The sequence below is a fragment of the Achromobacter sp. Root170 genome (assembly GCF_001428165.1).
Taxonomy (GTDB): Bacteria; Pseudomonadota; Gammaproteobacteria; order Burkholderiales; family Burkholderiaceae_B; genus Achromobacter; species Achromobacter mucicolens.
In genome coordinates, this window is the sequence record NZ_LMHN01000020.1 from 25,321 (window position 1) to 48,403 (window position 23,083).

At 66.3% G+C, this 23,083-nt stretch carries 22 protein-coding genes; 18 read left to right on the forward strand and 4 right to left on the reverse strand.

Annotated elements, in window-relative coordinates:
• The first annotated feature begins 28 nt into the window (after positions 1 to 28).
• Positions 29 to 2,476: a DNA topoisomerase (ATP-hydrolyzing) subunit B gene (gene gyrB, locus ASD87_RS24995; RefSeq protein WP_056327645.1), complete on the forward strand. Its 2,448-nt coding sequence runs from the start codon at positions 29 to 31 to the stop codon at positions 2,474 to 2,476.
• Positions 2,477 to 2,684: 208 nt separating this feature from the next.
• Here the strand turns inward: gyrB and ASD87_RS25000 are convergent, their stop codons facing one another.
• Positions 2,685 to 3,617 (reverse strand): LysR substrate-binding domain-containing protein, encoded by a 933-nt coding sequence (locus tag ASD87_RS25000; protein WP_056327646.1) that lies wholly within the window; start codon positions 3,615 to 3,617, stop codon positions 2,685 to 2,687.
• Between the two features lie 171 nt (positions 3,618 to 3,788).
• Here ASD87_RS25000 and ASD87_RS25005 point away from each other — a divergent pair, with 171 nt between their 5' ends.
• The 6 genes from ASD87_RS25005 (at position 3,789) to ASD87_RS25030 (ending at position 9,046) form a co-directional block, all read left to right on the forward strand.
• The gene (locus ASD87_RS25005) at positions 3,789 to 4,700 is read left to right on the forward strand and encodes an amino acid ABC transporter substrate-binding protein (protein WP_056327647.1); all 912 of its coding nucleotides are present in this window, start codon (positions 3,789 to 3,791) and stop codon (positions 4,698 to 4,700) included.
• A gap of 90 nt (positions 4,701 to 4,790) precedes the next feature.
• Entirely contained in the window at positions 4,791 to 5,555 is a 765-nt protein-coding gene (locus tag ASD87_RS25010; protein WP_056327648.1) for an amino acid ABC transporter permease, read from the forward strand.
• A 1-nt stretch (position 5,556) separates the two neighbouring features.
• A complete protein-coding gene (locus tag ASD87_RS25015; protein WP_056327649.1) occupies positions 5,557 to 6,246 on the forward strand; it encodes an amino acid ABC transporter permease in 690 nt (229 codons plus the stop codon).
• Between the two features lie 52 nt (positions 6,247 to 6,298).
• Entirely contained in the window at positions 6,299 to 7,033 is a 735-nt protein-coding gene (locus ASD87_RS25020; RefSeq protein WP_056327650.1) for an amino acid ABC transporter ATP-binding protein, read from the forward strand.
• Positions 7,034 to 7,038: 5 nt separating this feature from the next.
• Positions 7,039 to 8,097, forward strand: coding sequence for a low specificity L-threonine aldolase (locus ASD87_RS25025; RefSeq protein ID WP_056327651.1), 1,059 nt, complete (start codon positions 7,039 to 7,041; stop codon positions 8,095 to 8,097).
• 40 nt (positions 8,098 to 8,137) lie between these two features.
• A complete protein-coding gene (locus ASD87_RS25030; protein ID WP_056327652.1) occupies positions 8,138 to 9,046 on the forward strand; it encodes an EamA family transporter in 909 nt (302 codons plus the stop codon).
• A 70-nt stretch (positions 9,047 to 9,116) separates the two neighbouring features.
• Here ASD87_RS25030 and ASD87_RS25035 read toward each other — a convergent pair whose 3' ends face one another.
• Positions 9,117 to 9,413, reverse strand: coding sequence for an acylphosphatase (locus tag ASD87_RS25035; protein ID WP_056327653.1), 297 nt, complete (start codon positions 9,411 to 9,413; stop codon positions 9,117 to 9,119).
• Between the two features lie 164 nt (positions 9,414 to 9,577).
• Between ASD87_RS25035 and ASD87_RS25040 the strand changes: the two genes are divergently transcribed.
• Together ASD87_RS25040 and ASD87_RS25045 are read left to right on the forward strand one after the other, a co-directional pair.
• Entirely contained in the window at positions 9,578 to 10,474 is an 897-nt protein-coding gene (locus ASD87_RS25040; protein WP_056327654.1) for a phytanoyl-CoA dioxygenase family protein, read from the forward strand.
• Positions 10,475 to 10,599: 125 nt separating this feature from the next.
• Entirely contained in the window at positions 10,600 to 11,763 is a 1,164-nt protein-coding gene (locus tag ASD87_RS25045; RefSeq protein ID WP_056327655.1) for an alpha-hydroxy acid oxidase, read from the forward strand.
• Between the two features lie 72 nt (positions 11,764 to 11,835).
• Here ASD87_RS25045 and ASD87_RS25050 read toward each other — a convergent pair whose 3' ends face one another.
• Positions 11,836 to 12,678: an IclR family transcriptional regulator gene (locus tag ASD87_RS25050; protein WP_056327656.1), complete on the reverse strand. Its 843-nt coding sequence runs from the start codon at positions 12,676 to 12,678 to the stop codon at positions 11,836 to 11,838.
• Between the two features lie 209 nt (positions 12,679 to 12,887).
• Between ASD87_RS25050 and ASD87_RS25055 the strand changes: the two genes are divergently transcribed.
• The 9 genes from ASD87_RS25055 (at position 12,888) to ASD87_RS25095 (ending at position 22,023) form a co-directional block, all read left to right on the forward strand.
• Positions 12,888 to 13,961 (forward strand): ABC transporter ATP-binding protein, encoded by a 1,074-nt coding sequence (locus tag ASD87_RS25055; protein WP_056327657.1) that lies wholly within the window; start codon positions 12,888 to 12,890, stop codon positions 13,959 to 13,961.
• Position 13,962: 1 nt separating this feature from the next.
• Positions 13,963 to 14,853 carry an ABC transporter permease gene (locus tag ASD87_RS25060; protein WP_056327658.1) on the forward strand — a complete coding sequence of 297 codons (891 nt, stop codon included), beginning with the start codon at positions 13,963 to 13,965 and terminating at the stop codon, positions 14,851 to 14,853.
• Positions 14,854 to 14,872: 19 nt separating this feature from the next.
• Positions 14,873 to 15,667 (forward strand): ABC transporter permease, encoded by a 795-nt coding sequence (locus ASD87_RS25065; RefSeq protein WP_056327659.1) that lies wholly within the window; start codon positions 14,873 to 14,875, stop codon positions 15,665 to 15,667.
• A gap of 37 nt (positions 15,668 to 15,704) precedes the next feature.
• Positions 15,705 to 16,046 carry a (2Fe-2S)-binding protein gene (locus tag ASD87_RS25070; RefSeq protein ID WP_056327660.1) on the forward strand — a complete coding sequence of 114 codons (342 nt, stop codon included), beginning with the start codon at positions 15,705 to 15,707 and terminating at the stop codon, positions 16,044 to 16,046.
• Positions 16,043 to 17,428, forward strand: coding sequence for an NAD(P)/FAD-dependent oxidoreductase (locus ASD87_RS25075; RefSeq protein ID WP_056327661.1), 1,386 nt, complete (start codon positions 16,043 to 16,045; stop codon positions 17,426 to 17,428). Before ASD87_RS25070 ends, ASD87_RS25075 begins: the two co-directional genes overlap by 4 nt.
• Positions 17,429 to 17,438: 10 nt before the next feature.
• Entirely contained in the window at positions 17,439 to 18,611 is a 1,173-nt protein-coding gene (locus ASD87_RS25080; RefSeq protein ID WP_056327662.1) for an FAD-binding oxidoreductase, read from the forward strand.
• Positions 18,608 to 19,678: an ABC transporter substrate-binding protein gene (locus tag ASD87_RS25085; protein WP_056327663.1), complete on the forward strand. Its 1,071-nt coding sequence runs from the start codon at positions 18,608 to 18,610 to the stop codon at positions 19,676 to 19,678. The genes ASD87_RS25080 and ASD87_RS25085 overlap by 4 nt, the downstream gene beginning before the upstream one ends.
• A 70-nt stretch (positions 19,679 to 19,748) precedes the next feature.
• Complete coding sequence (locus ASD87_RS25090; RefSeq protein WP_056327664.1) at positions 19,749 to 20,684, forward strand: glyoxylate/hydroxypyruvate reductase A; 936 nt, start codon at positions 19,749 to 19,751, stop codon at positions 20,682 to 20,684.
• A gap of 505 nt (positions 20,685 to 21,189) precedes the next feature.
• Entirely contained in the window at positions 21,190 to 22,023 is an 834-nt protein-coding gene (locus ASD87_RS25095) for a GyrI-like domain-containing protein (RefSeq protein ID WP_056327665.1), read from the forward strand.
• A 16-nt stretch (positions 22,024 to 22,039) separates the two neighbouring features.
• Here ASD87_RS25095 and ASD87_RS25100 read toward each other — a convergent pair whose 3' ends face one another.
• Positions 22,040 to 22,936: a LysR family transcriptional regulator gene (locus ASD87_RS25100; protein WP_174245405.1), complete on the reverse strand. Its 897-nt coding sequence runs from the start codon at positions 22,934 to 22,936 to the stop codon at positions 22,040 to 22,042.
• Positions 22,937 to 23,083: the final 147 nt, after the last annotated feature.

Here is a 23,083-nt window from a genome sequence, read left to right on the forward strand (position 1 = left end):
CGTTCTTTAAAGCGTTATCGATACAGACATGTCAGATCAGCAGAACACCACTCCCGAGACCAGCGGCTACGGCGCTGACTCGATCAAGATGCTCAAGGGGCTGGAGGCCGTGCGCAAGCGCCCCGGCATGTACATCGGCGACACGTCCGACGGCACGGGCCTGCACCACATGGTGTTTGAGGTCGTCGATAACGCCATCGACGAAGCCCTGGCCGGCTATTGCGACGACATCGTCGTAACTATCCACACCGACAATTCCATTTCCGTCACGGACAACGGCCGCGGCATCCCGACCGATATCCACAAGGACGACGAGTTCCACCGCAGCGCGGCCGAAATCGTCATGACCGAACTGCACGCCGGCGGCAAGTTCGACCAGAACTCGTACAAGGTGTCCGGCGGCCTGCACGGCGTGGGCGTGTCCTGCGTGAACGCACTGTCCGAATGGCTGCGTCTCACCATCCGCCGCAACGGCCAGGTGCACCAGATGGAATTCCGCCAGGGCGAGCGCGTGGCGCCCCTGGCCGTGACCGGCACGACCGACAAGCGCGGCACCGAAGTGCGCTTCTTGGCCGATCCGATCATCTTCAACAACATCGAATACCACTACGAGATCCTCTCCAAGCGCCTGCGCGAGCTCTCGTTCCTGAACAACGGCGTCAAGATCCGCCTGATCGACCAGCGCCAGGGCAAGGAAGAGAACTTTGCCTTTTCGGGCGGCGTGAAGGGGTTCGTCGAATACATCAACCGCGCCAAGACCGTGCTGCATCCGAACGTGTTTTCGGTCAGCACCGAGTCCGCGGCCGGCGGCGTGTCCGTGGGCGTGGAAGTGGCGATGCAGTGGAACGACAGCTACAGCGAAAGCGTGCTGTGCTTCACGAACAACATCCCGCAGCGCGACGGCGGTTCGCACCTGACCGGCCTGCGCGCCGCGATGACGCGCATCATCAACAAGTACATCACCGACAACGAACTGGCCAAGAAGGCCAAGGTCGAGACGTCCGGCGATGACATGCGCGAAGGCCTGGCCTGCGTGTTGTCGGTGAAGGTGCCCGAGCCCAAGTTCAGCAGCCAGACCAAGGACAAGCTGGTGTCCAGCGAAGTGCGTCCGGCCGTTGAAGAAGCCGTTGCCCGCACGCTGGAAACCTGGCTGCTCGAACACCCGAACGACGCCAAGGCCCTGTGCAACAAGATCGTCGAGGCCGCCCGTGCCCGCGAAGCCGCGCGCAAGGCGCGCGAGATGACGCGCCGCAAGAGCGTGCTGGAAGGCGCCGGCCTGCCCGGCAAGCTGGCCGACTGCCAGGAGAAGGACCCCGCGCTGTGCGAGCTGTACATCGTCGAGGGCGACTCCGCAGGCGGCTCGGCCAAGCAAGGCCGCGACCGCAAGTTCCAGGCCATCCTGCCGCTGCGCGGCAAGGTGCTGAACGTCGAGAAGGCGCGCTTTGACCGCCTGATCGCCAGCGAACAGATCGCCACGCTGATCACGGCGCTGGGCACCAGCATCGGCCCGGACTTCAACGTGGACAAGCTGCGCTACCACCGCCTCATCATCATGACCGACGCGGACGTGGACGGCGCGCACATCCGCACCCTGCTGCTCACGCTGCTGTACCGGCAGATGCCCGAGCTGGTGCAGCGCGGCTATGTGTACATCGCCCAGCCGCCGCTCTACAAGGTCAAGGTTGGCCGCGAAGAGCGCTATCTGAAGGATGACCAGGAAGAAGCGCAGTTCATGCTGACGCTGGCCCTGAAGGACGCCGAGATCATCTCGGGCGGCAACATCATCCGCGGCGAAGAGCTGAGCGACCTGGCCCGCCAGTACGTGGCGGCCGACGGCGTCATCGCCCGCCTGTCGCGCGTCTTCGACGTGGGCGCGCTGTCGGCCATGGCCGAAGGCGTGGAGATCAACCTGGAGACGGCCGAATCCACCGCGGACTCCGCCAAGCGGTTGGCCGACGCCATGCGCGATCCCATCAACGGCAACGGCGTCGAAGTCGTACCGCAGTTCGACGAGGCCACCGAACGCCATCGCCTGTCCGTGCAGCGCATGCACCACGGCAACGTGCGCGTCAGCATCATCGACGCCGACTTCATCAATGGCTCGGATTACGCCATCCTGTCCAAGGCCGCCAAGAGCTTCCTGGGCAAGGTCGGTCCGCGCTCGCTGGCCGCTCGCGGCGAAGGCGACAAGCGCAAGGAGCAGCCGGTGTCCGACTTCCGCGAGGCCATGCAATGGCTGCGCAGCGAAGCCGACCGCAGCATCTCCAAGCAGCGCTACAAGGGTCTGGGTGAAATGAACCCCGAGCAGCTGTGGGAAACCACGATGGACCCGAAGGTGCGCCGCTTGCTGCGCGTGCAGATCGAGGACGCCATCGCGGCCGACGAAGTCTTCACCACGCTGATGGGCGACGACGTCGAACCGCGCCGCAACTTCATCGAAACGCACGCGCTGTCGGCGGGCAATATCGACGCCTGATCGCACGCCTGCTTGGGTCACCAAAGGCCAGCCCGAGAGGGCTGGCCTTTGGTTTTGTGGGCCCGGGAGTATTTCGGAGTTGCCGCAACGGTGTCTGACACCCTGGGGAGACCGTCGTTGGTTTGCGGCAGTGCCTCAGCGGGTGTCAGACACCTGGCCTACCTGTCACCTGGCTTACCTGGCCCTGGCGTCCCGCCGTAGCGCCCTTCTACCTGGGCGGCCGCGCCTTCAGGTCTCCCATCTCTTCCAGCATGAGCTGATGCGCGTAGCGTGAAAATACGCTGACCAGACGGGTGCGCGTGTGATACGGCGGATACAGCAGCGCCACTGTGACCGGCACCGCCGGACTGAAGGGCCGGACTTCCACGCCGTTGGCTTCGTATTCCTCGCGTGCGGCCAACGGGTTGATCAGCGCCACGCCCAGGCCCGCGCCCACCAGCGCGCAGACCGACGAACCCAGTCCGGCCTCGGCCACCGTGTGGCGCTCGACCTTGGCGGATTTGAAGACGGCGTCGATCTTTTCGCGCAGCGGCGTGCCGCTGGGAAAGGCGATGAAGGGCTCGCCCGCGAAGTCGGCGGGCTTGAGCTTTTTCAGTTTGGTCAGGCGGTGTCCGCGCGGTAGCACGGCCACGCAGCTCATCGTGAGGACGGGTTCGACCTGGATGCCGGGGGTTTCACCCGACAGCATGGCCAGGCCGGTGTCGCAGAAGCCCGAACTGATCCAGTTGTGGACCGTGCTGGCGTTCCCCGAGTGGATCGCCACCATGACCTCCGGGTACTCGGTCTTGAAGGCGGCCACGATGCGTGCCAAGAGGCCGCCCGCCAGGCGCGGCATGGCGGCCACGCTCAGGCGGCTGGCGCTGAACGAGCGGATGCTGGCCGCCGCCGACTCCAGGCCGGCCAGGCCGATGAAGGTCTTTTCCACCTCCTGAAAGAAGCGCGACCCGTCCTGGGTTGGACTGAGCCGGCTGCCGTTGCGGTCGAAAAGGGGAAACTGGGTGATGGCTTCCAATTGCGCAATTAAGCGGCTAACGTGCGGCTGCGAGGTATGCACTCGACGAGCTGCTGCCGTCATGGAACCGGTCATCATGACGGCGCGGAACGCCTCGATGTGTCGCAAGCCCATCCGGGGAATAGCCATGTCAAATCCGTATAGAGGAATACTTGATTGGAACTGGATAAAACCATACTGCTAGTTGATACTTTTTGCCAGCCGCGGGGCTCATCGCGGGACGCGGCGGTCACCAGCAAGCCTGGATCCGCCGATCGTGAACATAAACACGCGCCGCACGCACGGCGCCAAGGGAATCAGATGAAAGCACTTGCCGCGATCTCCGTCGCCGCCACCCTTCTGGGCAGCGCCGCGACGGCACATGCCGAAGGTCCCAGCCGTCTGGACAAGATCCGGGAAACCGGCGTCATCACGCTCGGCCACCCCGAGACGTCGGTGCCGTTCGCGTACCTGGACGGCAATCAGAAGCCCATTGGCTACACGGTCGAGATCTGCCAGGAAGTTGCCAAGTACGTGCAAGCGGCGCTGAAGCTGCCCAAGCTGGAAGTGCGCTACAACCCGACGACGTCGGCCACGCGCATCCCGCTGCTGGCCAACGGCACGATCGATCTGGAATGCGGCAACACCACCAACAACGAAGCGCGCCACAAGCTGGTGTCGTTCGCGCCCACGACCTTCGTGGCGCAAGTGGTGCTGGTGGCACGCAAGGACGGCGGCGTGGACCCCAATGACCTGTCCTCGTTCCGCGGCAAGACCATCGCGGCGCAGGCCGGCGGCCAGACGTTCAAGCTGATCTCGCAACTGAATGCGCAGGGCAACCTGGGCATTTCGATGGCGCCCACCAAGGACACCGCCGAAACCATCCTGATGGTGGAATCGGGTCGCGCGGCCGGTTCGGCCAACGACGACGGCATCGCCTACGGCGCGGTCGCGTCGTCCAAGAACCCGGATGCGTTCGTGATTGGCAAGAAGGGCCTGGAAATGGCGCCCTACGGCATCATGCAGCCCAAGGACGATCCGAAGTTCAAGAAGGTCGTCGACGACGCCGTGATCGATCTCATGAAGACCGGAAAGGTCGCCGCGCTGTACGACAAGTACTTCAATTCGCCGATCCCGCCCAAGCAGATCAACCTGAAGTACCCCATGAGCGACGCGCTCAAGCGCGCGTTGGCCAACCCCACCGACTCCGGCGATCCCAAAGCCTACGAGTAAGCAGCATGCCGCGGGGCGCAGCGCGCGCCCGCGGCGCATGAAGGGGCAAGGACGCCGGCAACGACCGGCGCCGCGATCAAGGGCGAGTGCATGAATTACAACTGGAGTTGGAGCGTCTTCCTGGAGATGTCGCCGGACGGCGTGCATACCTTCCTGGAGACGATCCTGATCGGCGTGGGCTGGACGCTTGCGCTGGCGTTGACGGCGTGGGTGTTTTCGCTGCTGCTGGGATCCTGGCTGGGCGTGATGCGCACGGTGCAGTCGCGCCTGATGAATGCCATCGGCGCCACCTACGTGGAACTGTTTCGCAACGTCCCGCTGCTGGTGCAGATGTTCCTGTGGTATTTCGTGCTGCCCGAATTGCTGCCGCATGCCTGGGGCCTGGCGATGAAGCAGATGCCGCAGCCCTGGGGGCAGTTCGTGCCCGCGGTGCTGTGCCTGGGTTTTTACGGATCGGCGCGCGTGGCCGAGCAATTGCGTGCCGGCATCCAGTCGCTGCCGCGCGGCCAGTTTCAGGCGGGGACCGCCCTGGGCCTGACCGAGGCGCAGGTCTATCGCCACATCATCCTGCCCGAGGCCTATCGCATCGTGCTGCCGCCGCTGACCTCGGAGTTCATGGGCACGATCAAGTATTCGTCGGTGGCGCTGACCATCGGCCTGCTGGAGCTCACCGGACAGGCGCGCTCGATGGCGGAGTTCAGCTTTCATATCTTCGAGGCGTTTTCGGCCGCGACGGTGATCTACCTGATTCTGAACGGCATCGTCGTGCTGGGGATGCGCACGCTCGAGCGCCGCGTGGCGGTGCCCGGCCTGATCGGCACGGCGGCAAAGTCGCCTGCGGGATTGGGGCGCTAGCATGGGCAAATTCGATTTCGATGTGATCTGGGGCGCGCTGCCGTACCTGTTCCAGACTGGCATGACGTTCACGCTGACCCTGACCGTGCTGGCGGCGGTGATGGGGCTGGCGTTGGGCACGCTTCTGGCGATGATGCGGCTGTCGCGCTACAAGATCCTGTCGGTGCCGGCGGGCATCTACGTGAACGTGATGCGCTCGATCCCGCTTCTCTTGGTGATCTTCTGGTTCTACTTCCTGATGCCGTACATCGCGGCATGGGTCGTGGGATCGCCCACGCCGCTGCGCGTGGGGGCGTTCAATTCGGCGGTGATCACGTTCACGCTGTTCGAGGCCGCGTACTTCTGCGAGATCATGCGCGCCGGCATCCAGTCCATTGCACGCGGCCAGGTGTCGGCCAGCATGGCGCTGGGCCTGAACCATTGGCAAGGCATGCGGTATGTGGTGCTGCCGCAGGCGCTGCGCAATATGGTGCCGGCGCTGCTCACGCGCGTCATCATCCTGTTTCAGGACACCTCGCTGGTCTACGTGCTGTCGCTGACCGACTTCCTGGGCGCGGCGTCCAAGATCGGCCAGCGCGACGGACGGCTGGTCGAACTCTATCTCTTCGTGGCGGTGGTGTATTTCGTGATTTGCTTCACGGCATCGCGTCTGGTCAAGCATCTGGAAAAGCGCACGCGCGTGCTGCGCTGAGCCGTCCAGGTTATCCACAGGTTCAACGATGCAACTCTCTTCCAATCCTCCGATGATCGAGATCCGCCAGGTCAGCAAGTGGTACGGCGACTTCCAGGTGCTGGACGAATGCTCGACCACGGTGCGCCGCGGCGAGGTCGTGGTGGTGTGCGGTCCGTCGGGATCGGGCAAGTCGACGCTCATCAAGACCGTGAACGCGCTCGAGCCCTTCCAGAAGGGCGAGATCGTGGTTAACGGCGTGTCCGTGGGCGACCCGCGCACCAACCTGCCCAAGTTGCGCGCCGTGGCCGGCATGGTGTTCCAGCACTTCGAGCTGTTCCCCCACCTGTCGGTGACCGAAAACCTGTGCCTGGGCCAAATCAAGGTGCTCAAGCGCGGCAAGGACGAAGCGCGCCAGCGTGCGCTTGCCCTGCTCGAGCGCGTGGGCCTGTCGGCGCACAAGGACAAGCATCCTGGCGAACTGTCAGGCGGCCAGCAGCAGCGCGTGGCGATTGCGCGCGCGCTGTCGATGGACCCGGTCGTGATGCTGTTTGACGAACCCACGTCGGCGCTGGACCCGGAGATGGTCAACGAGGTGCTGGACGTGATGACCGACCTGGCGGGCGAAGGCATGACCATGATGGTGGTGACCCACGAGATGGGATTCGCGCGCCGCGTCGCCGACCGTGTGATCTTCATGGACGGCGGCAAGATCGTCGAGGACTGCCAGAAGGAGCAGTTCTTCGGCAACGTCGAGGAACGTGCCCCGCGCACGCGCCAGTTTCTTTCCAAAATTCTGCAGCACTGAACGCCATGACCCAGCGGACTCCCGCCGAACCTCCCCCACCGCCCGTCGACCTGCGCAGCGACACGGTCACCCACCCGACCGCGGCCATGTACGAGCGGATGCGCACCGCCCCCATCGGCGATGACGGCCTGGACGGCGACCCCACCGTGCGCGAGCTGGAAGCCTGTGTGGCGGCCAGCCTGGGCAAGGAAGCGGGCCTGTTCGTGCCAAGCTGCACGATGGCCAACCTGCTGGCCGTGCTGGCGCAGACGCAGCGCAGCGAGCAGGTGGCGCTGGAATCGACCGCTCACATGTACACGTCCGAACGCGGCGCGGCCACGTTCACGGGACTGTTCTATCAAGGCGTGCCGGGCACCGCGGGCGCGATGGACCTGAACCGGCTCGAGGACGCCCTGCTGACCGGCGGGCACCGGCTCAAGACCGCGCTGGTGGCGATGGAGACGTCCCACAACAACGCGGGCGGCACCGTGCTGCCGCTGGACCACATGCAGGCTGTGTACGGCATGGCGCGCGCGGGCGGCGTGCCGGTGCACCTGGACGGGGCGCGGCTGTTCAACGCGGCCGTGGCGCTGGGCGTGCCGGCCAGCGAGATCACCCGCCACACCGATACGGTGTCCCTGTGCCTGTCCAAGGGCCTGAGCGCGCCGGTGGGCGCGGTGCTGGCCGGCAGCCAGGCGGTGGTGGCCAAGGCGCGCTCGCTGCGCCGCATGCTGGGCGGCACACAGCGCCAATCCGGCATCATGGCCGCCGCGGGCCTGGAGGGCGTGCAGCACATGAGCGGCCGGCTGGCCGAAGACCACGTGCGGGCACGCCGCCTGAGCGACGGCATCAACAAACTGGCCCCGGCGCTGACAGCCACGGTGCCGCAGACCAACATCGTGCAGGTCGAGACCGCGGATACCGGCATGACCAACGCGCAGTGGGTCTCGGCCCTGCAGGCGCAAGGTGTGCTGACGCGCCCCTGGGGCCGCACGCGGCTGCGTTGCGTCACGCATCGGCATATCGGCGATGCCGATATCGATGCGGCCGTCCAGGCGTTTGCCGCGGTGCTGAACGCGCGCTGATTCAGCCGGCTTTGGGGTGGGCGATGCGATAATGCCCCGCATGTCCACCCCCACTCATCTTTCCCGAAAAGACTATTTCTGCGCCCTTGCGGTGGTGGTCATCTGGGGCCTGAATTTCGTCGTCATGAAGGTCGGCATGCGGGGCCTGTCTCCCATGATGCTGGGCGCGTTGCGATTCGCGCTGGCGGCCTTCCCCCTGATCCTTTTCGTGCGCATGCCGCGGCTGCCGTGGCACTGGGTCGCGGCCTACGGGCTGGTCCAGGGGCTGGGCCAGTTTGGCCTGCTGTTTACCGCGCTCAATTTCGGCATGCCGGCGGGCATGGCCTCGCTCGTCATCCAGACCCAGGCGTTCTTCACGCTGCTGCTGGCCGCGCCGGTCCTGCATGAACGGGCGCGGCGGCATCACTGGTTCGGCCTTGGCGTGGCGGCGATGGGTCTGGCCGTCATTGCCGGGGGGCGCGGCGAAGGGCCCGGGCAGATGACGATGCTGGGCTTTGTGCTGACGCTTGGCGCCGCGTTCATGTGGGCGGTGTCGAACATGATCGTGCGGCTGGCCAGCCGCAAGGCGCCCGGCTACGACCCCTTCGCATTCATTGCCTGGAGCAGCGCCGCGCCGGTGCTGCCCTTCCTGGCGCTGGCCGTGCTGATCGACGGCTGGGAGCCGGTGGTGGGCATGGTGACCGGCATCGGCTGGGGCGAGGCACTATCGGTGCTGTACCTGGCGGTGCTGGCGACCCTGCTGGCCTACACGTTGTGGACGCAGCTGCTGTCGCGCCACCCCGCGGCAAAGGTTGCGCCGTTCTCGCTGCTGGTGCCGGTGGTGGGGCTGTGGGCCGCGTCCATGGCCTTCGGCGAGCGCCTGCAACCGCTGCAATGGCTGGGCGCTGCCTGCGTGCTGGCCGGGCTGGTCATCAACCAGGTCGGCGGACGCTGGATGCGCTCGCGCTGACGCCGTCAGCCCTTGCGGCGTGGCCGCCTCGTCCGGCCGGATTACATCGTGCCGGCTAGGGCGGCGACGATCAAAGTTGCTCGAAGCGGATGTAACGCTTATCGGTGTACTCCCGTCGCGTGATGATTTCCTGCACGGACGCGCCGGGCGGACCGCGCCGCAGCCATTCCAGCATATGGTCCACCTGGTCGGGCGTGCCCTGAACCAGCGCCTCGACCGTGCCGTCCAGCATGTTCTGCACCCAACCCTTCGCGCCCAGCATGTGGGCGCGCCGCACCGTCGCGTGACGGTATCCCACGCCTTGGACCGTGCCGCTGACGGTGACGTGGACGGTTTCGATATGGGAATCGGCCTTAGGGTCTTGCATGGTTTTTCCTTCGGATGATGCGCCGCCACGCACGAGATACGTAGGCGGAATCGGCTACAGCGGATGGTCTATAGGCCCGGCGGGCTTCGAAGCGATACGTTAGAGCACATGTCAAAACGTGCCAGCTTAGAAATACCCATTACCGAGAGCTTGGAGAAGCCATTATGGAAGAGACCAGTTTGTTGTCGGATGCCGAGACAGCGCGCTACAGGGATCAGGGCTACCTGGCCTTGAAGGACATGTGCCCTCAGGATGAGGTCGGCTACATCCGCAGGACGCTGCTGGACTTGTTCGCGAACAAGACGGGTTACAACGAGGGCGCGCAGTATGACTTCGTCAGCCGCGACGACCCGACCAAGCCCGCCAAGTTTCCCAGTCTGCATGATCCGCGCCATTATGCCCCGGGCCTGTTGAAGACGGTTTACCACGAACGCACGCTGGAACTGGCGCGGCAGCTGTTGGGCCCGCAGGCGGCGCTCTATGGCGAGCACGCGTTGCTCAAGCCCGGTCCGCACGGACCAGAGACGCCGTGGCACCAGGACGAAGCGTTCCGTTCGCCGGACTTCGTCTACAACGAATTGAGCATCTGGCTGGCGCTGCAGCCGGCCACCGTCGAGAACGGTTGCATGCAGTTCCTGCCGGGTTCGAACAAGTGGGACGTGCTGGAGCACCGTTCGCCGGGGGGCGACAAGAGCCTGCATCCGCTGGAATGCTGCGGCGATTTTCCGCGTGAACAGGCCGTGGCCGAGCCGCTCGATCCGGGCGGCATCACGGTGCACGACGCGCGCACGCTGCACTTCACGGGGCCCAACACCTCGCAGACGCCGCGGCTGGCGTACATCCTGATCTACAACACGCCGCCGGTCTATAAGCCGGGGCGTCGCGAATTCCCGTGGCTGGAGGGCCGCTGGACCGACAGCCAGACGCGCAAGAAGCAATGGCACAAGCGCGGCGGGCTGGCGGTGGACGTGATGCGCCGGTTGCCAGGCGCGCGGCTGACCAGCCCGCGCTGGGTCGCATGGGCGACCATCCGCGCGGTCAGCAAGGTGTGGCCGCGCTAAGGCTGGGCGTGCAGGGACCGTAGAGTCTTTGCGCAGGGGGGCGAACGGGGCCGGCAAGCGACGCTTGCCGGCCTCGGCGCGTATACTGGGCGGCGCTGGCGCCCCCCTATCACTTCACAGACACTATGACCGCTAACCTTTCTACGATCACCTGCATCGAAGATTTGCGCGTCGTCGCGCAGAAGCGCGTGCCGCGCATGTTCTATGACTACGCCGATTCCGGCGCCTGGACAGAAGGCACCTACCGCGCGAATGAAAGCGACTTTCACAAGATCAAGCTGCGCCAGCGCGTGGCGGTGAACATGGAAGGCCGGTCGCTGCGCACCACGATGGTGGGCCAGGATGTGGTGATGCCGCTGGCGATTTCTCCCACAGGCCTGACCGGCATGCAGCACGCCGACGGCGAGATCCTGGCTGCCAAGGCCGCCGCCGATTTCGGCGTGCCCTTCACGCTGTCCACGATGAGCATCTGCTCGCTGGAAGACGTGGCGCAGGCCACCGGCAAACCGTTCTGGTTCCAGCTGTACGTGATGCGCGACCGCGAGTTCGTCGGCAACCTGATCGACCGCGCCAAGGCCGCCGGCTGCTCGGCGCTGGTGCTGACGCTGGACCTGCAGATCCTGGGCCAACGCCACAAGGACATCAAGAACGGCCTGTCGACGCCGCCCAAGCCCACGCTGCGCAACCTCATCAACCTGGCGACCAAGCCGCGCTGGTGCATGGGCATGCTGGGCACCAAACGCCGCACCTTCGGCAACATCGTCGGCCACGCCAAGGGCGTGAGCGACCTGTCGTCGCTGTCGTCGTGGACGGCCGAGCAATTCGATCCCCGCCTGAGCTGGGACGACGTGGAATGGATCAAGCAGCGTTGGGGCGGCAAGCTCATCATCAAGGGCATTCTTGACGTCGAAGACGCGCAGCTCGCCGCCAACAGCGGCGCCGACGCGCTCATCGTCAGCAATCACGGCGGACGCCAGCTGGACGGCGCCATGTCGTCCATCGCGGCCTTGCCTGCCATTGCCGATGCCGTGGGTTCGAAGATCGAGGTGTGGATGGACGGCGGCATCCGCTCCGGCCAGGACATCCTGAAGGCCGTGGCGCTGGGCGCACGCGGCACGATGATCGGCCGCGCCTTCCTGTATGGCCTGGGCGCCTACGGCCAGGCCGGCGTGACCCGCGTGCTGGAGATCCTGTACAAGGAAATGGACACGACGATGGCGCTGTGCGGCCGCCGCACGATCGAGCCGGGCGACCGCAGCATCCTGCTGCCGGGCACGTACCCGACCTGATTGCAGACGCGCATGACAAGAACCCGGACCGCCAGCGTGTCCGGGTTTTTTATGCGCCGATGCCGACGGCGGCTATGCCCCGTTGCCGGTGCCCAGAAACTGGCTGGGGCGGCGCAGCGCCGGGTCGAAGGGATTGATCTGCGCGCCCACCGCATCGGCCTCGCGGCGCAGCATTTCCACGATCAGCGGCAGGCGTTCATCGCTGATGCGTTCGATGGGCGCCGCCACGCTCAGCGCCGCGACCGTGACGCCGTTGGGATCGTAGACCGGCACCGCCAACCCGGCGATATTGGGAAACACGCCCTGCCCCTGGCTGCGCGCGTAGCGCAGTTCCAGGCATTCCTTGATGCGCACGCGCATCGAGATCTCGTCCACGAAGCCCAGATGATGCAGGCGCGGGATGTTGAAGCGCATGACCTCTTCGCGCTCGGCCTCGGGCAGGCTGGCCAGCAGCACCAGGCCGCCCTGTCCCATGCCGAGCGGCACGCGCCCGCCGATGTCGCCCGTGTGCGAGCGCACCGGAAATGCGCCATCCACGCGGTCGACGCAGACGGCGTCAAAGCCGCTGCGCACCAGCAGAAAAATGGTGTCGTTGAGCATGCCGGACAGCCGCAGCATGGCGGGGCGGTACAGGGTGCGCAGGCTGGACTGGTGGGTGCCGGCGGCTGCGGCCAGCGAAAAGAAGGCGACGCTGAGCTGATACCCCTTGCTTTGCGCCGGCTGCTCCACCACGCCCTCCTGCAAGAGCCCTTGCAGCACCCGATGCACCGTGGCCTGCGCCTGCCCCGTGCGGGCGGCGATATCCGTCAGGCGCAGCTTTTCGCCCTTGGCGTCGGCCAGCACGCGCAGCACCGCGAACGCCCGCTGCAGCACGCCCTGGCCTGCGGAATCCTCCGAAGCTTCTGATTTCTTCATTCTTCAGTTCCGACAATCAAAATAGTCAGATGCATTTTTATCAAGAAATTCAGTCTAATGGAATTATTAGATAAAAAATTCGATTCTTCGGAAAACCCTAATTGCCCTGCATTTTTGCGGCTCCTAGACTGCCCCCATCGATCAAGCAGCTGGGGTGAAGTCAAATCCCCCGGCGGCGCAAGGCCCGGATGGGTCACGGGGTGTGGAACATGGCATTTCTGCGGCTGGACAACGTCTCCAAGAACTATGGCGACCTGCGTGTCGTCTCGGACCTGAACCTGTCGGTCGACAAGGGCGAGTTCGTCTCCCTGCTTGGCCCCTCCGGCTGCGGCAAGACCACCACGCTGCAGATGATTGCAGGCTTTGCCGACGTGACCTGCGGCACGATCACGCTGGACGGGCGCGACATCACGCACGCCAAACCCAACACGCGCGGCCTGGGCATCGTCTTCCAGAGCTATGCGCTGTTCCCGCACCTGACCGTGACCGACAACGTCGCCTTCGGCCTGAAGATGCGCAAGGTCGAGCGCGCCGAGCGCCAGGACCGCGTGCGCGAGGCGCTGGCGCTGGTCAAGCTGGACAAGCATGCGAACCGGTTCCCGCGCGAACTGTCGGGCGGCCAGCGGCAACGCGTGGCGCTGGCGCGCGCGCTGGTGATCCGCCCGCCCGTGCTGCTGCTGGACGAGCCGCTGTCCAACCTGGACGCCAAGCTGCGCGAGGACATGCAGTTCGAACTGCGCAGCATCCAGCGCAAGATCGGCACCACGACCGTCATGGTCACGCACGACCAGGCCGAAGCCCTGTCCATCAGCGATCGCGTCGTGGTCATGCAGGACGGCCGCGCCACGCAGGTGGACGCGCCCTATCGCATGTACGAGCACCCGCAAACCGAGTTCATCTCGCGCTTCGTGGGCAAGACCAATCTGCTCGCCGGGCGCGTGACGCGCTGCGGCGCGCAGGCAGAAGTCCAGACCGGCGCGTTGAGTCTCCTGGTCGACGGCGAAGGCCTGCGCCACGGCGACAGCGTGCAGTTGTCGCTGCGGCCCGAAAAGCTGGTGCCGGTGCCGTCCGGGCAAGGCAAGCTTGCCTGTGTGGTCAACACGCGCTACTTCCTGGGCAGCCAGTGGATGTACGACCTGGATTCGCCCGTGGGGGCGCTGACCATCCTGACGCCCAACGACGGCCGCCGTCCGCACGACGACGGCGAAGCCATCGGGCTGGACTGGGCGGACGGCGTGCTGCGTGTGCTGCGCGCGCCCGCCGCAGCGGTGGCGGCCGACTGACATGGCAACGCTCACGCAACGCGGCGCTGCCGCCAGCCTGCCCAAGCCGCGCAACGACGGCCTGCTCGCCATCCTGGGATCGATCCCGCTGGCGCTCGTGTTCCTGACGCTGGTGCTCACGCCGCTGGCGCTGACGTTCGCCTTGTCCTTCCGGCCGTTCGATTACGCCGCGGGCATCCAGCCCGGCCACACGTTCGAACATTACCTGGCCGTGGTCACGGACAGCTATTTCATCGAGATCTTCTGGCGCACCTTCTGGATCGCCGGCGTCACCACGCTGATCTGCGTGCTGATCGGCGCGCCCGAAGCCTACATCCTCTCGCGCATGGGCAAGCCCTGGCGCTCGATCTTCCTTCTGGTGGTGCTGTCGCCGCTGCTGATCTCGCTGGTGGTGCGCGCGTTCGGCTGGAGCATGCTGCTGGGCCCGGGCGGACCGCTGGGCAAGGCGGCCGCCGCGCTGGGGCTGGGAACGCTGCTCTACACGCCCACCGCCGTCATCATCGGCCTGGTGCACGTCATGCTGCCCTTCATGGTGATCCCCGTCTGGACGTCGCTGCAGAAGCTGGACCCCACCGTCGAGCATGCGGCGCTGTCGCTGAACGCCTCGCGCTTTCAGACGCTCACGCGCATCGTGCTACCGCAGGCAATGCCAGGCATCCTGTCGGGCAGCCTCATCGTCTTCGGCCTGTCGGCCAGCTCATTTGCGATTCCCGCGCTGCTGGGCGGACGTCGCCTGAAGATGGTGGCCACCGTCGTGTACGACGAGTTCCTGACCGAGCTGAACTGGCCGCTGGGCGCGGCCATCGCGATCGTGCTGCTGATCGTGAACGTGATCGTCATGATGGCGTACAACCGCGTCGTCGAACGCTCTTACCGCCGCAGCCTCGGCTGAGCCGCGCAAGGAATCGAACATGCAGAAGAACGGTCCTTTCGCGCTGGCGTTCAACTTCCTGGTGGTGGCTTTCGTGCTGGCGCCGCTGGTCATCGTGTGCCTGGTGGCGTTCACGCCGGACTCGACGCTTACCGTGCCCACCACAAGCTTCTCGCTGCGCTGGTTTTACGCGGTATTCGAGCATCCCAACTTCATGCAGGCGTTCAAGAACAGCCTGTGGCTGGCGTTCCTGTCGGCCAGCATTGCCGTGTGCTTGGCCGTGCCTGCGGCCATCGCCATCACGCGCTACCGCTTTCCGGGGCGCGACGTGCTCAACGGCCTGTTTCTGTCGCCGCTCATGATCCCGCACCTGGTGCTGGGCGTGGCGCTCTTGCGTTTCTTTGCGCTGATGGGCATGGCCGGCAGCTTTCCGTGGCTGGTCGCCAGCCACGTGGTCGTCATCACGCCATACGTGATGCGCCTGGTGATCGGCGCGCTGGTCGGCTTTGACCGGTCCATCGAGCACGCCGCGCTGTCGCTGGGTGCCAGCCGCGCCACGGTGTTCTTTACGGTGACCCTGCCGCTCATCATTCCCGGGGTATCCGGCGGCTGGCTGCTGGCATTCATCAACAGCTTCGACGAACTGACCATGTCGGTGTTCATCACGGCGCCGTCGACCATCACGCTGCCCGTGCGCATGTACATGTACGCCACCGAATCCATCGATCCCATGATGGCCGCCGTGTCCGCGCTGGTGATCGCGCTGACGGCCGTGACCATGCTGCTGCTGGACCGGGTGTACGGACTGGACCGCGTCCTGGTGGGCCAGAAATGAAATCGCTGCCGACAGCCGCAAAGGAGCCGCGCGCGCCATGGCAATTCTGAAACGCCTGGCCGAAACCGGCCGGCCCGCGTTGACCTTCACATTCGACGGACAGCCCTGCACGGCGCTTGCCGGCGACACGGTCCTGACCGCCGTCCTGACGCAGGGCGAGCGCCTGCGCGTCTCGGAATTCGGGGGCGGGCCGCGCGCCGGCTTCTGCATGATGGGCGCCTGCCAGGACTGCTGGGTGCAGCTTGAACACGGCGAGCGCGTGCGCGCCTGTTCCACGTATATCGAGCCCGGCATGCGGCTGCAGAGCGCCGCGCTGGCGCCGGCAGCCGCGCCCGGCACGCTGTCGGCCGCCGCCTGGCCCGAGGACGACACGCCATGACCGCCGTGATGCCCGTGATCGTCGGCGCGGGTCCGGCCGGCATCCGCGCGGCCCAGACGCTGGCCGCGCAAGGCCTGCGGCCCGTGATCCTGGACGAAGGCCTGCGGCCCGGCGGCCAGATCTACCGGCAGCCGCCGCCCGGCTTCTCGCGGCCCAAGTCCGCGCTGTACGGCTTCGAACACCGCAAGGCCGACGCCGTGCACCGGACCATGCAGGCGTTGCAGGGCAGTGTGGAATACCGCCCCGGCTGTCTCGTCTGGAGCGCCGAAGGCAGGACGCTGGACGTGCTGCGAGACGGCGTCAGCACCACCGTGCCCTACACCCACCTCATCCTCGCCACCGGCGCCACCGACCGCGTGCTGCCGTTTCCCGGCTGGCTGACGCCCGGCGTCTACACGCTGGGCGGATCGCAGGTGGCGCTCAAGCACCAGGGATGCGGCATCGGTTCGCGCGTCGCGTTCATGGGCACCGGCCCCCTGCTGTATCTGGTGGCCTACCAATACGCCAAGGCGGGCGCGCAAGTCGCAGCCGTGCTGGACACGTCCCGCTTTGCCGACCGCGCCGCCGCGCTGCCCGGCATGCTGCGCGCGCCCGCGCTGCTGGCCAAGGGCCTTTACTACATGGCGTGGCTGCGCGCGCACGGTGTGCCGCTGCGCAGCGGCGTGCGGCCCGTGGCCGTCGCGGGCACGGGCCGAGTCACGGGTCTGTCGTACCGGCAGGGTGAACGCACGCACACGCTGGATTGCGATGCGGTTGGCTTTGGCCTGTCGCTGCGGCCCGAAACCCAGCTTGCCAGCCTGATCGGCTGCGACTTTGAATTCAACGAACGTGACCGCAACTGGATCCCGCGGCGCGACGCCGCTGGCCGCAGCAGCGTGACGGGCGTCTACGTCGCCGGCGATGGCGCAGGCATCGGCGGCGCCGACGCCGCCGAACTGGCGGGCGAACGCGCGGCGCTGGCGCTGCTTGAAGACACCGGGCATCCGCACGACGCGCGCCGCGCGCGCGTGCTGGAATTGCAACTGGCGGCCAACGGCCGCGTGCGCGACGCGCTGGAACGCGCCTTCCCGTTTCCCGAGGACTGGGCCGCCGGCATCGCCGACGACACCGTCGTCTGCCGCTGCGAGGAAGTCACCGCCGGCACCATCCGCCAGGCCGTGCACGAGAACGGCGTGCGCGAGATGAATCGCCTGAAAGCGCTGACGCGCGTGGGCATGGGCCGTTGCCAGGGCCGCATGTGCGGCGTCGCAGGCGCGGAAGTCCTGGCTCACGCCGTGGGCTGCGCGCCGCGCGCCGTGGGCCGGCTGCGCAACCAGCCGCCGGTCAAACCCATCCCGGTCAACGTGGTGTGCCTGGAACGGCCCGCGAAAAGGGCCGCATGATGGAGGCCGCATGACGGAACGCATCGACACCGAAGTCGCGATCATCGGCGGCGGCATCGTCGGCGGCAGCGCCGCGCTGTTCCTGCGCCGCCAGGGCGTGCCCGTGGTGCTGCTGGAAGCGGCGCTGTGCGGCGCCAAGGCCAGCGGCGTCAACTACGGCGGCGTGCGGCGGCAGGGCCGCGGCGTTGAACAGCTGCCGCTCGCGCGGCGCGCGCACGAACTGTGGGGCAAGCTGCCCGAGCTGATCGGCATCGACGGCGAGTACGTGCGCTCCGGACATTTGAAGCTGGCCTGCTCCGACGCCGACCTGGCGTTGCTGCACGCCTATCGCGACAGCACGCGCGGCTTTGGCATGGATCTTCAAATCCTGGACCGCCGCGCGCTGGCGCGGCGTTTCGGCTGGCTGGGCCAGGGCGTGGTGGGCGGCTCGTTCTGCCCGCAGGACGGCCACGCCAACCCTCGGCTCGTGTCCCCGGCGTTCGCGCGTGCCGCGGCCGCGCTGGGCGCCGATGTGCGCGAAGGCGTGCGCGTCACATCAGCCACGCACGACGGCACGCGTTTCATCGTGCGCGCCGGCGACACGCTTGAAGTGCGCGCGCGCGTGCTGCTCAATTGCGCGGGAGCCTGGGCCGGCCGCTTCGCCGAAGGCTTTGGCGAACCCGTGCCCGAAACCTCCATTCATCCCCTCATGATGGTGACCGAACCCCTGCCGCTGTTCATGAACGTCAGCCTGGGCATGCAGGGCGGCGGCATCTACGCGCGCCAGGTCGCGCGCGGCAACTGCGTCATCGGCGGCGGGCGCGGCGTCTCGGCAGACCCTGACCATGCCCGCCCGGGGCGCGACAACCTAGGCGCGCTGATGGCCAATGCGGCAACGCTGCTGCCTGTGCTGCGCGGCGCGCAGGTCATCCGCTTCTGGACAGGGGTGGAAGGCAACATGCCCGACCACAATCCCGTGCTCGGACCCAGCGCCATCGTGCCCGGTCTCTTTCATGCCTTCGGCCTGTCCGGCGCGGGCTTTCAGATCGGCCCGGCCGTCGGCGAAGTGCTGTCCGAGCTGGTCGTGCACGGCCGATCCTCCATTCCCATCGATGCCTTCCGCATTGAACGGTACGCGCCCGCCGCTCACGGCGCCGCGGCCCGGCCTGAGAGTCTTCGTGAGCAAACGCTGGAGTCACCATGATGCACAAGAAACAGGGCGCGCAGCGCCTGACCAAGGGGAAGCGCCTGCTGGGCGCGGCGGTGCTGGCATTGCTGTCCGCCGGCGCAATGGCGCAGCAAAAGACGTTGTACGTCGGCATGAACGGCGGCGACATGGAACGCGCCTTCACGCAGCACGTGTTCCCGGACTTCGAGAAGGCCAACAACGTCAAGATCGTCGTCGTGCCCGGCACCTCGACAGACGTGCTGGCCAAGGCGCAGGCCTACAAGGACAATCCGCAGATGCACGTCATGTTCCTGGATGACGGCATCATGGCCCGCGCGATCTCGATGGGCCTGTGCGAACAGCTCAACGACGACCCCGTCCTGAAAGAGCTGTATCCCACCGCCCTGATGAAAGACCGCATGGCCGCCGGCATCGACATCGGCATGACCGGCCTGGGCTACAACACCCGCCTCTTCCAGAAGAACGGCTGGACGCCGCCGACCTCGTGGCTGGACCTGGCCGATCCCAAGTACAAGGGCAAGGTCGTCTTCCAGTCTGCTTCCGGCAGCACCTTCGGCCTGCATGGCTTCCTGATGTTCAACCGTATCGAAGGCGGCAACGACCAGAACTACGAGCCCGGCTTCAAGAAGTGGCCCTCCACCATCGGCCCCAACGTGCTCGAGTACATCCCCAACTCCGCCAAGCTGGCCGAGATGATCCAGTCCGACGAGGCCGCCATCTTCCCGCTCACCCCCACCGCCATCGCCCGCCTGAAAAAGCGCGACATCCCGGTGGAATACGCCCAGCCCAAGGAAGGCTCCGTCATCCTCATGGTCGGCGAATGCGTCATCGCCAAGAACAGCGAACCCGAACTCGCGCAAAAGCTCGCGCTGTACCTCTTGTCCGCCAAGGCCCAGGCCAAGGCGCTGGAAATGGGCGGCCACTTCCCGTCCAACAAGAACGTCCAGGCGTCCGCCGACAACGCCGAGACGCTCAAGCGCTTCCAAGGCTACATGGCCAACGCTAAGATCCTGGACTGGGACCAGATCAACGCGGCCCGGCCCGCCTTCAACGCCCGCTGGAACCGCACGGTCGAACGTTGAGGCCAACGCGCGGCGTCCTGTGGACAACCCGCAGGCGCGCCGCGCCGGCCTTCCAGCAGCAAGGACACGCATGCGCCTCATCATCAATTCCGGCGGCCCACAGGCGACAGAAGAATGGCGCGCGCATTTCCGCGCGTTCGCGCCGGAACTGGACGTCGTCGGCTGGCACGAAGACCCCGACCCCGCCACCATCGACTACGCCCTCGTCTGGGCCCCCGACGCCGGCCGCCTGGCCACCTTCCCCAACCTGAAACTCATCGTCAGCGCCGGCGCCGGCGTCGACCACATCCTCGCCGATCCCGCCCTGCCGCGCCACCTGCCCATCGCCCGCATGGTCACCGCGCGCACGCAGACCGAAATGGCCGAGTACGTGCTCACCAGCGCCCTCATGATCACGCGCAACGTCAAACGCATCACCGACAACCAGGCCCGCCGCCACTGGGAATTCTTCGACTCCCTGCGCGTCGCCGCCGACGTGCGCGTCGGCATCATGGGCCTCGGCCACCTTGGCGTCGCCTCAGCGCAACTCCTGTCCCGCGCAGGCTTTCCCGTCAGCGGCTGGTCCCGCGGCGCCAGCAAGCTCCCCGGCATGCCGTCCTACGCAGGCCAGGACCAGTTCGCCGACTTCCTCGCCAACACCGACCTCCTCGTCTGCCTCCTGCCCGCCACCGAAACGACGCGCGGCATCCTCAACCGCACGACGCTCTCCCAGCTCCCAAAAGGCGCCAGCCTCATCAACGCCGGCCGCGGCGCCCACATGGTCACCCAGGACATCCTGGACGCGCTGGACAGCGGCCATCTGGACCAGGCCATCCTGGACGTCTTCGAACAAGAACCCTTGCAAGAAGACTCCCCGCTGTGGACCCACCCAAAAATCACCATCACCCCCCACTGCGCGGCGATCCCCGACCGCAAGGAGCGAGCGCGTCACACCGCCCTGCTGATCGCAGCCAACGAGCGCGGCGAGGCGCTTCCCAACATCTACGACCCTCAGCGCGGCTACTGACACTGCGAACCCGTGAAAGGCTCATAGCCTCTTAAAGCGCAAGGCGCCACAAGCGAGACGCCGCACAGCAATCCAGAGCGAAGCGCGCAGCGCCAACGCGTGCCGCAAGACACCGCGTAAGCTCCGCCAGGCCGCCCGCGCGGCCGCCGCGGAGCGGGCCCCGCAAGACCTTCCGCCACACCCCACCGCTTGCCAGAACGCCAAGCAAACAACTCGCCCCAGCAATGCCGGAACCCTAATCACCTGAGCACGGCGTGGCGGTGGCCTTGGGGCGCGGGGCGTGTAGATGCGCCCGAGGGAATCGGAAGGCAGTCGCCGGAGGTGACAACGACGATGACGAAGGGGCAGTCCGGAGCGAAGGCTCCGGACCGCAATCGTAGCCCCGCGCCCCAAGGCCGCCGCCGCGCCGTGCGTCTAAAGAACCGAACCGGCGCAACCCAGAGAAAAAAACCGCAAAATCTGCAAACCCCCAAAAGCTAAATTGCCCCTACCAAGGAGCAACCCATTGAAACCCGCAACGCGATCCCTCCACGCCCAACGCCTGGACCCCGTCCTACGCTGGCTAGCCGCCAACCCGGACGCCCCGCCAGACCTGCACCACCTGGCCGACCTGGCCTGCCTATCCCCCTACCACTTCCACCGCGTCTACCGCGCCATGATGGGAGAAACGGTCAACGCCACCGTCCAGCGCATCCGCATGCACCGCGCGGCTGCCGCCTTGGCCGGCTCCGAAACCCCATTGAGAGACATCGCCCAACGCGCCGGCTACGAATCCGACGCCGCCTTCAACCGCGCCTTCGGCGCCCTCTTCGGCACCCCGCCCGGCCGGTATCGCGCCGCCCGCGCCCAGTCTTCCACCCCCAAGGAGCTGACCATGTACCCCGTCGTCATCGAGAACTTCCCTGGAACCATCCTGGCCGTCCTGCCCCACCGCGGCAGCTACCAGGACATCGGCCCCGTCTTCTCAAGGGCCTTCATGCTCGCCATCGGCCGCGGCATCGCCACCCCCGACACCATCGGCTACGGCATCTATTTCGATGACCCCGAGCAGGTCCCCGAAAGCCAGTTGCGATCGCTTGCCGGCATGCCCGTCGCGCCCGATGCCGACATCGGCCAGGAACTCGAACGCTTCGAAATTCCCGCCGGCCGCTGCGCCATCCTCACGTACACCGGCCCCTACAACGAAATGCGCAAGCCCTACGACTGGCTCTTTGCCGAATGGCTGCCGTCCAGCGGCATGGCCCCCGCGGACTTCCCCATGTTCGAGCAATACCTGAACGACCCGCGCACCACCCCGCCCGCGCAATTGCAGACCCGTATCTGCCTGCCGCTGCAATAGCAGACAGCGCCTCCCGCTACCCGAGCACGCCTGCCAGATATTGCCGCAGCCAGGCGTGCGCCGGATCGTCCTGATAGCGCTCGTGCCAGTACAACGACACCGCAATGGGCGGCAACGTCAGCGGCACCTTCTGCGTCACGATGCGCGCGCTGCCCGACATCGCCTTTGCAATGCTCACCGGCATCGTCGCGATCAGGTCAGATCCCTCCACGATGAACGGACACACCAGATAGCTGGACAGCGTCGCCACGATCTTGCGGCTGCGGTTCTGGCCCATCAGGATGCGATCGATCGCCGTGCTGAAGTAGCGCGTGTGCGCGGCCAGATCCAGATGTCCGTAGCTCAGGTAGGCGTCCAGGTTCCAGCGCTTGCGCAAACACGGATGTCCTTCGCGCACGATGCACACCGCCGGCTCCTGGTACAGAAAGCGCGTGCGCAGATCCGGCGCCGGGTCCGGAAAATAGCCCGCGATCAACTCCACATGATTGGTGTCCAGCATGCTCAGCCCGTGCTGCGGCCGCGCCGGCACGATCTGCAACTGGAAGTGCGGCGCGTCCACCGCAAGCCGCGGAATCAGCTTGGGCAGCAGCGTGTACTGCACATAATCGGTCGCATACAGCGACAGCGTGCGCGACGAATGCGCCGGGTCGAACGCCTCGCGGGTGCGCGTCGCGCGGTGCCAGCCCTCCAATAGCGGCTTGAAATGCTGGTGTAGTTCCAGCGCCCGCAGCGTCGGCTGCCACGTGCCGCCCTCGCGCACCAGCAGCGGATCGCCGAACAACTGGCGCAGCCGGTTCATCGCCGCGCTCATGGCCGGCTGGCTGATGTTCATCGCCTCGGCCGCGCGCGACACATTGCGGCATGCCATCAGCGCATCGAAGTGCAGAAGCAGATTCAGGTCCGGATTCTTCATCGCAGCGCGTCCATAAATGGCATCTATACAAATATAAACCTGTAGGACTGCTGTCATCGCGGCGCCAGGCCTAGCATGACTTCGTTGTTGCAGCGAACCAAGGTCGGACACGCATGATCCGGCCATAAGGAAGTTCTATCAACAAGG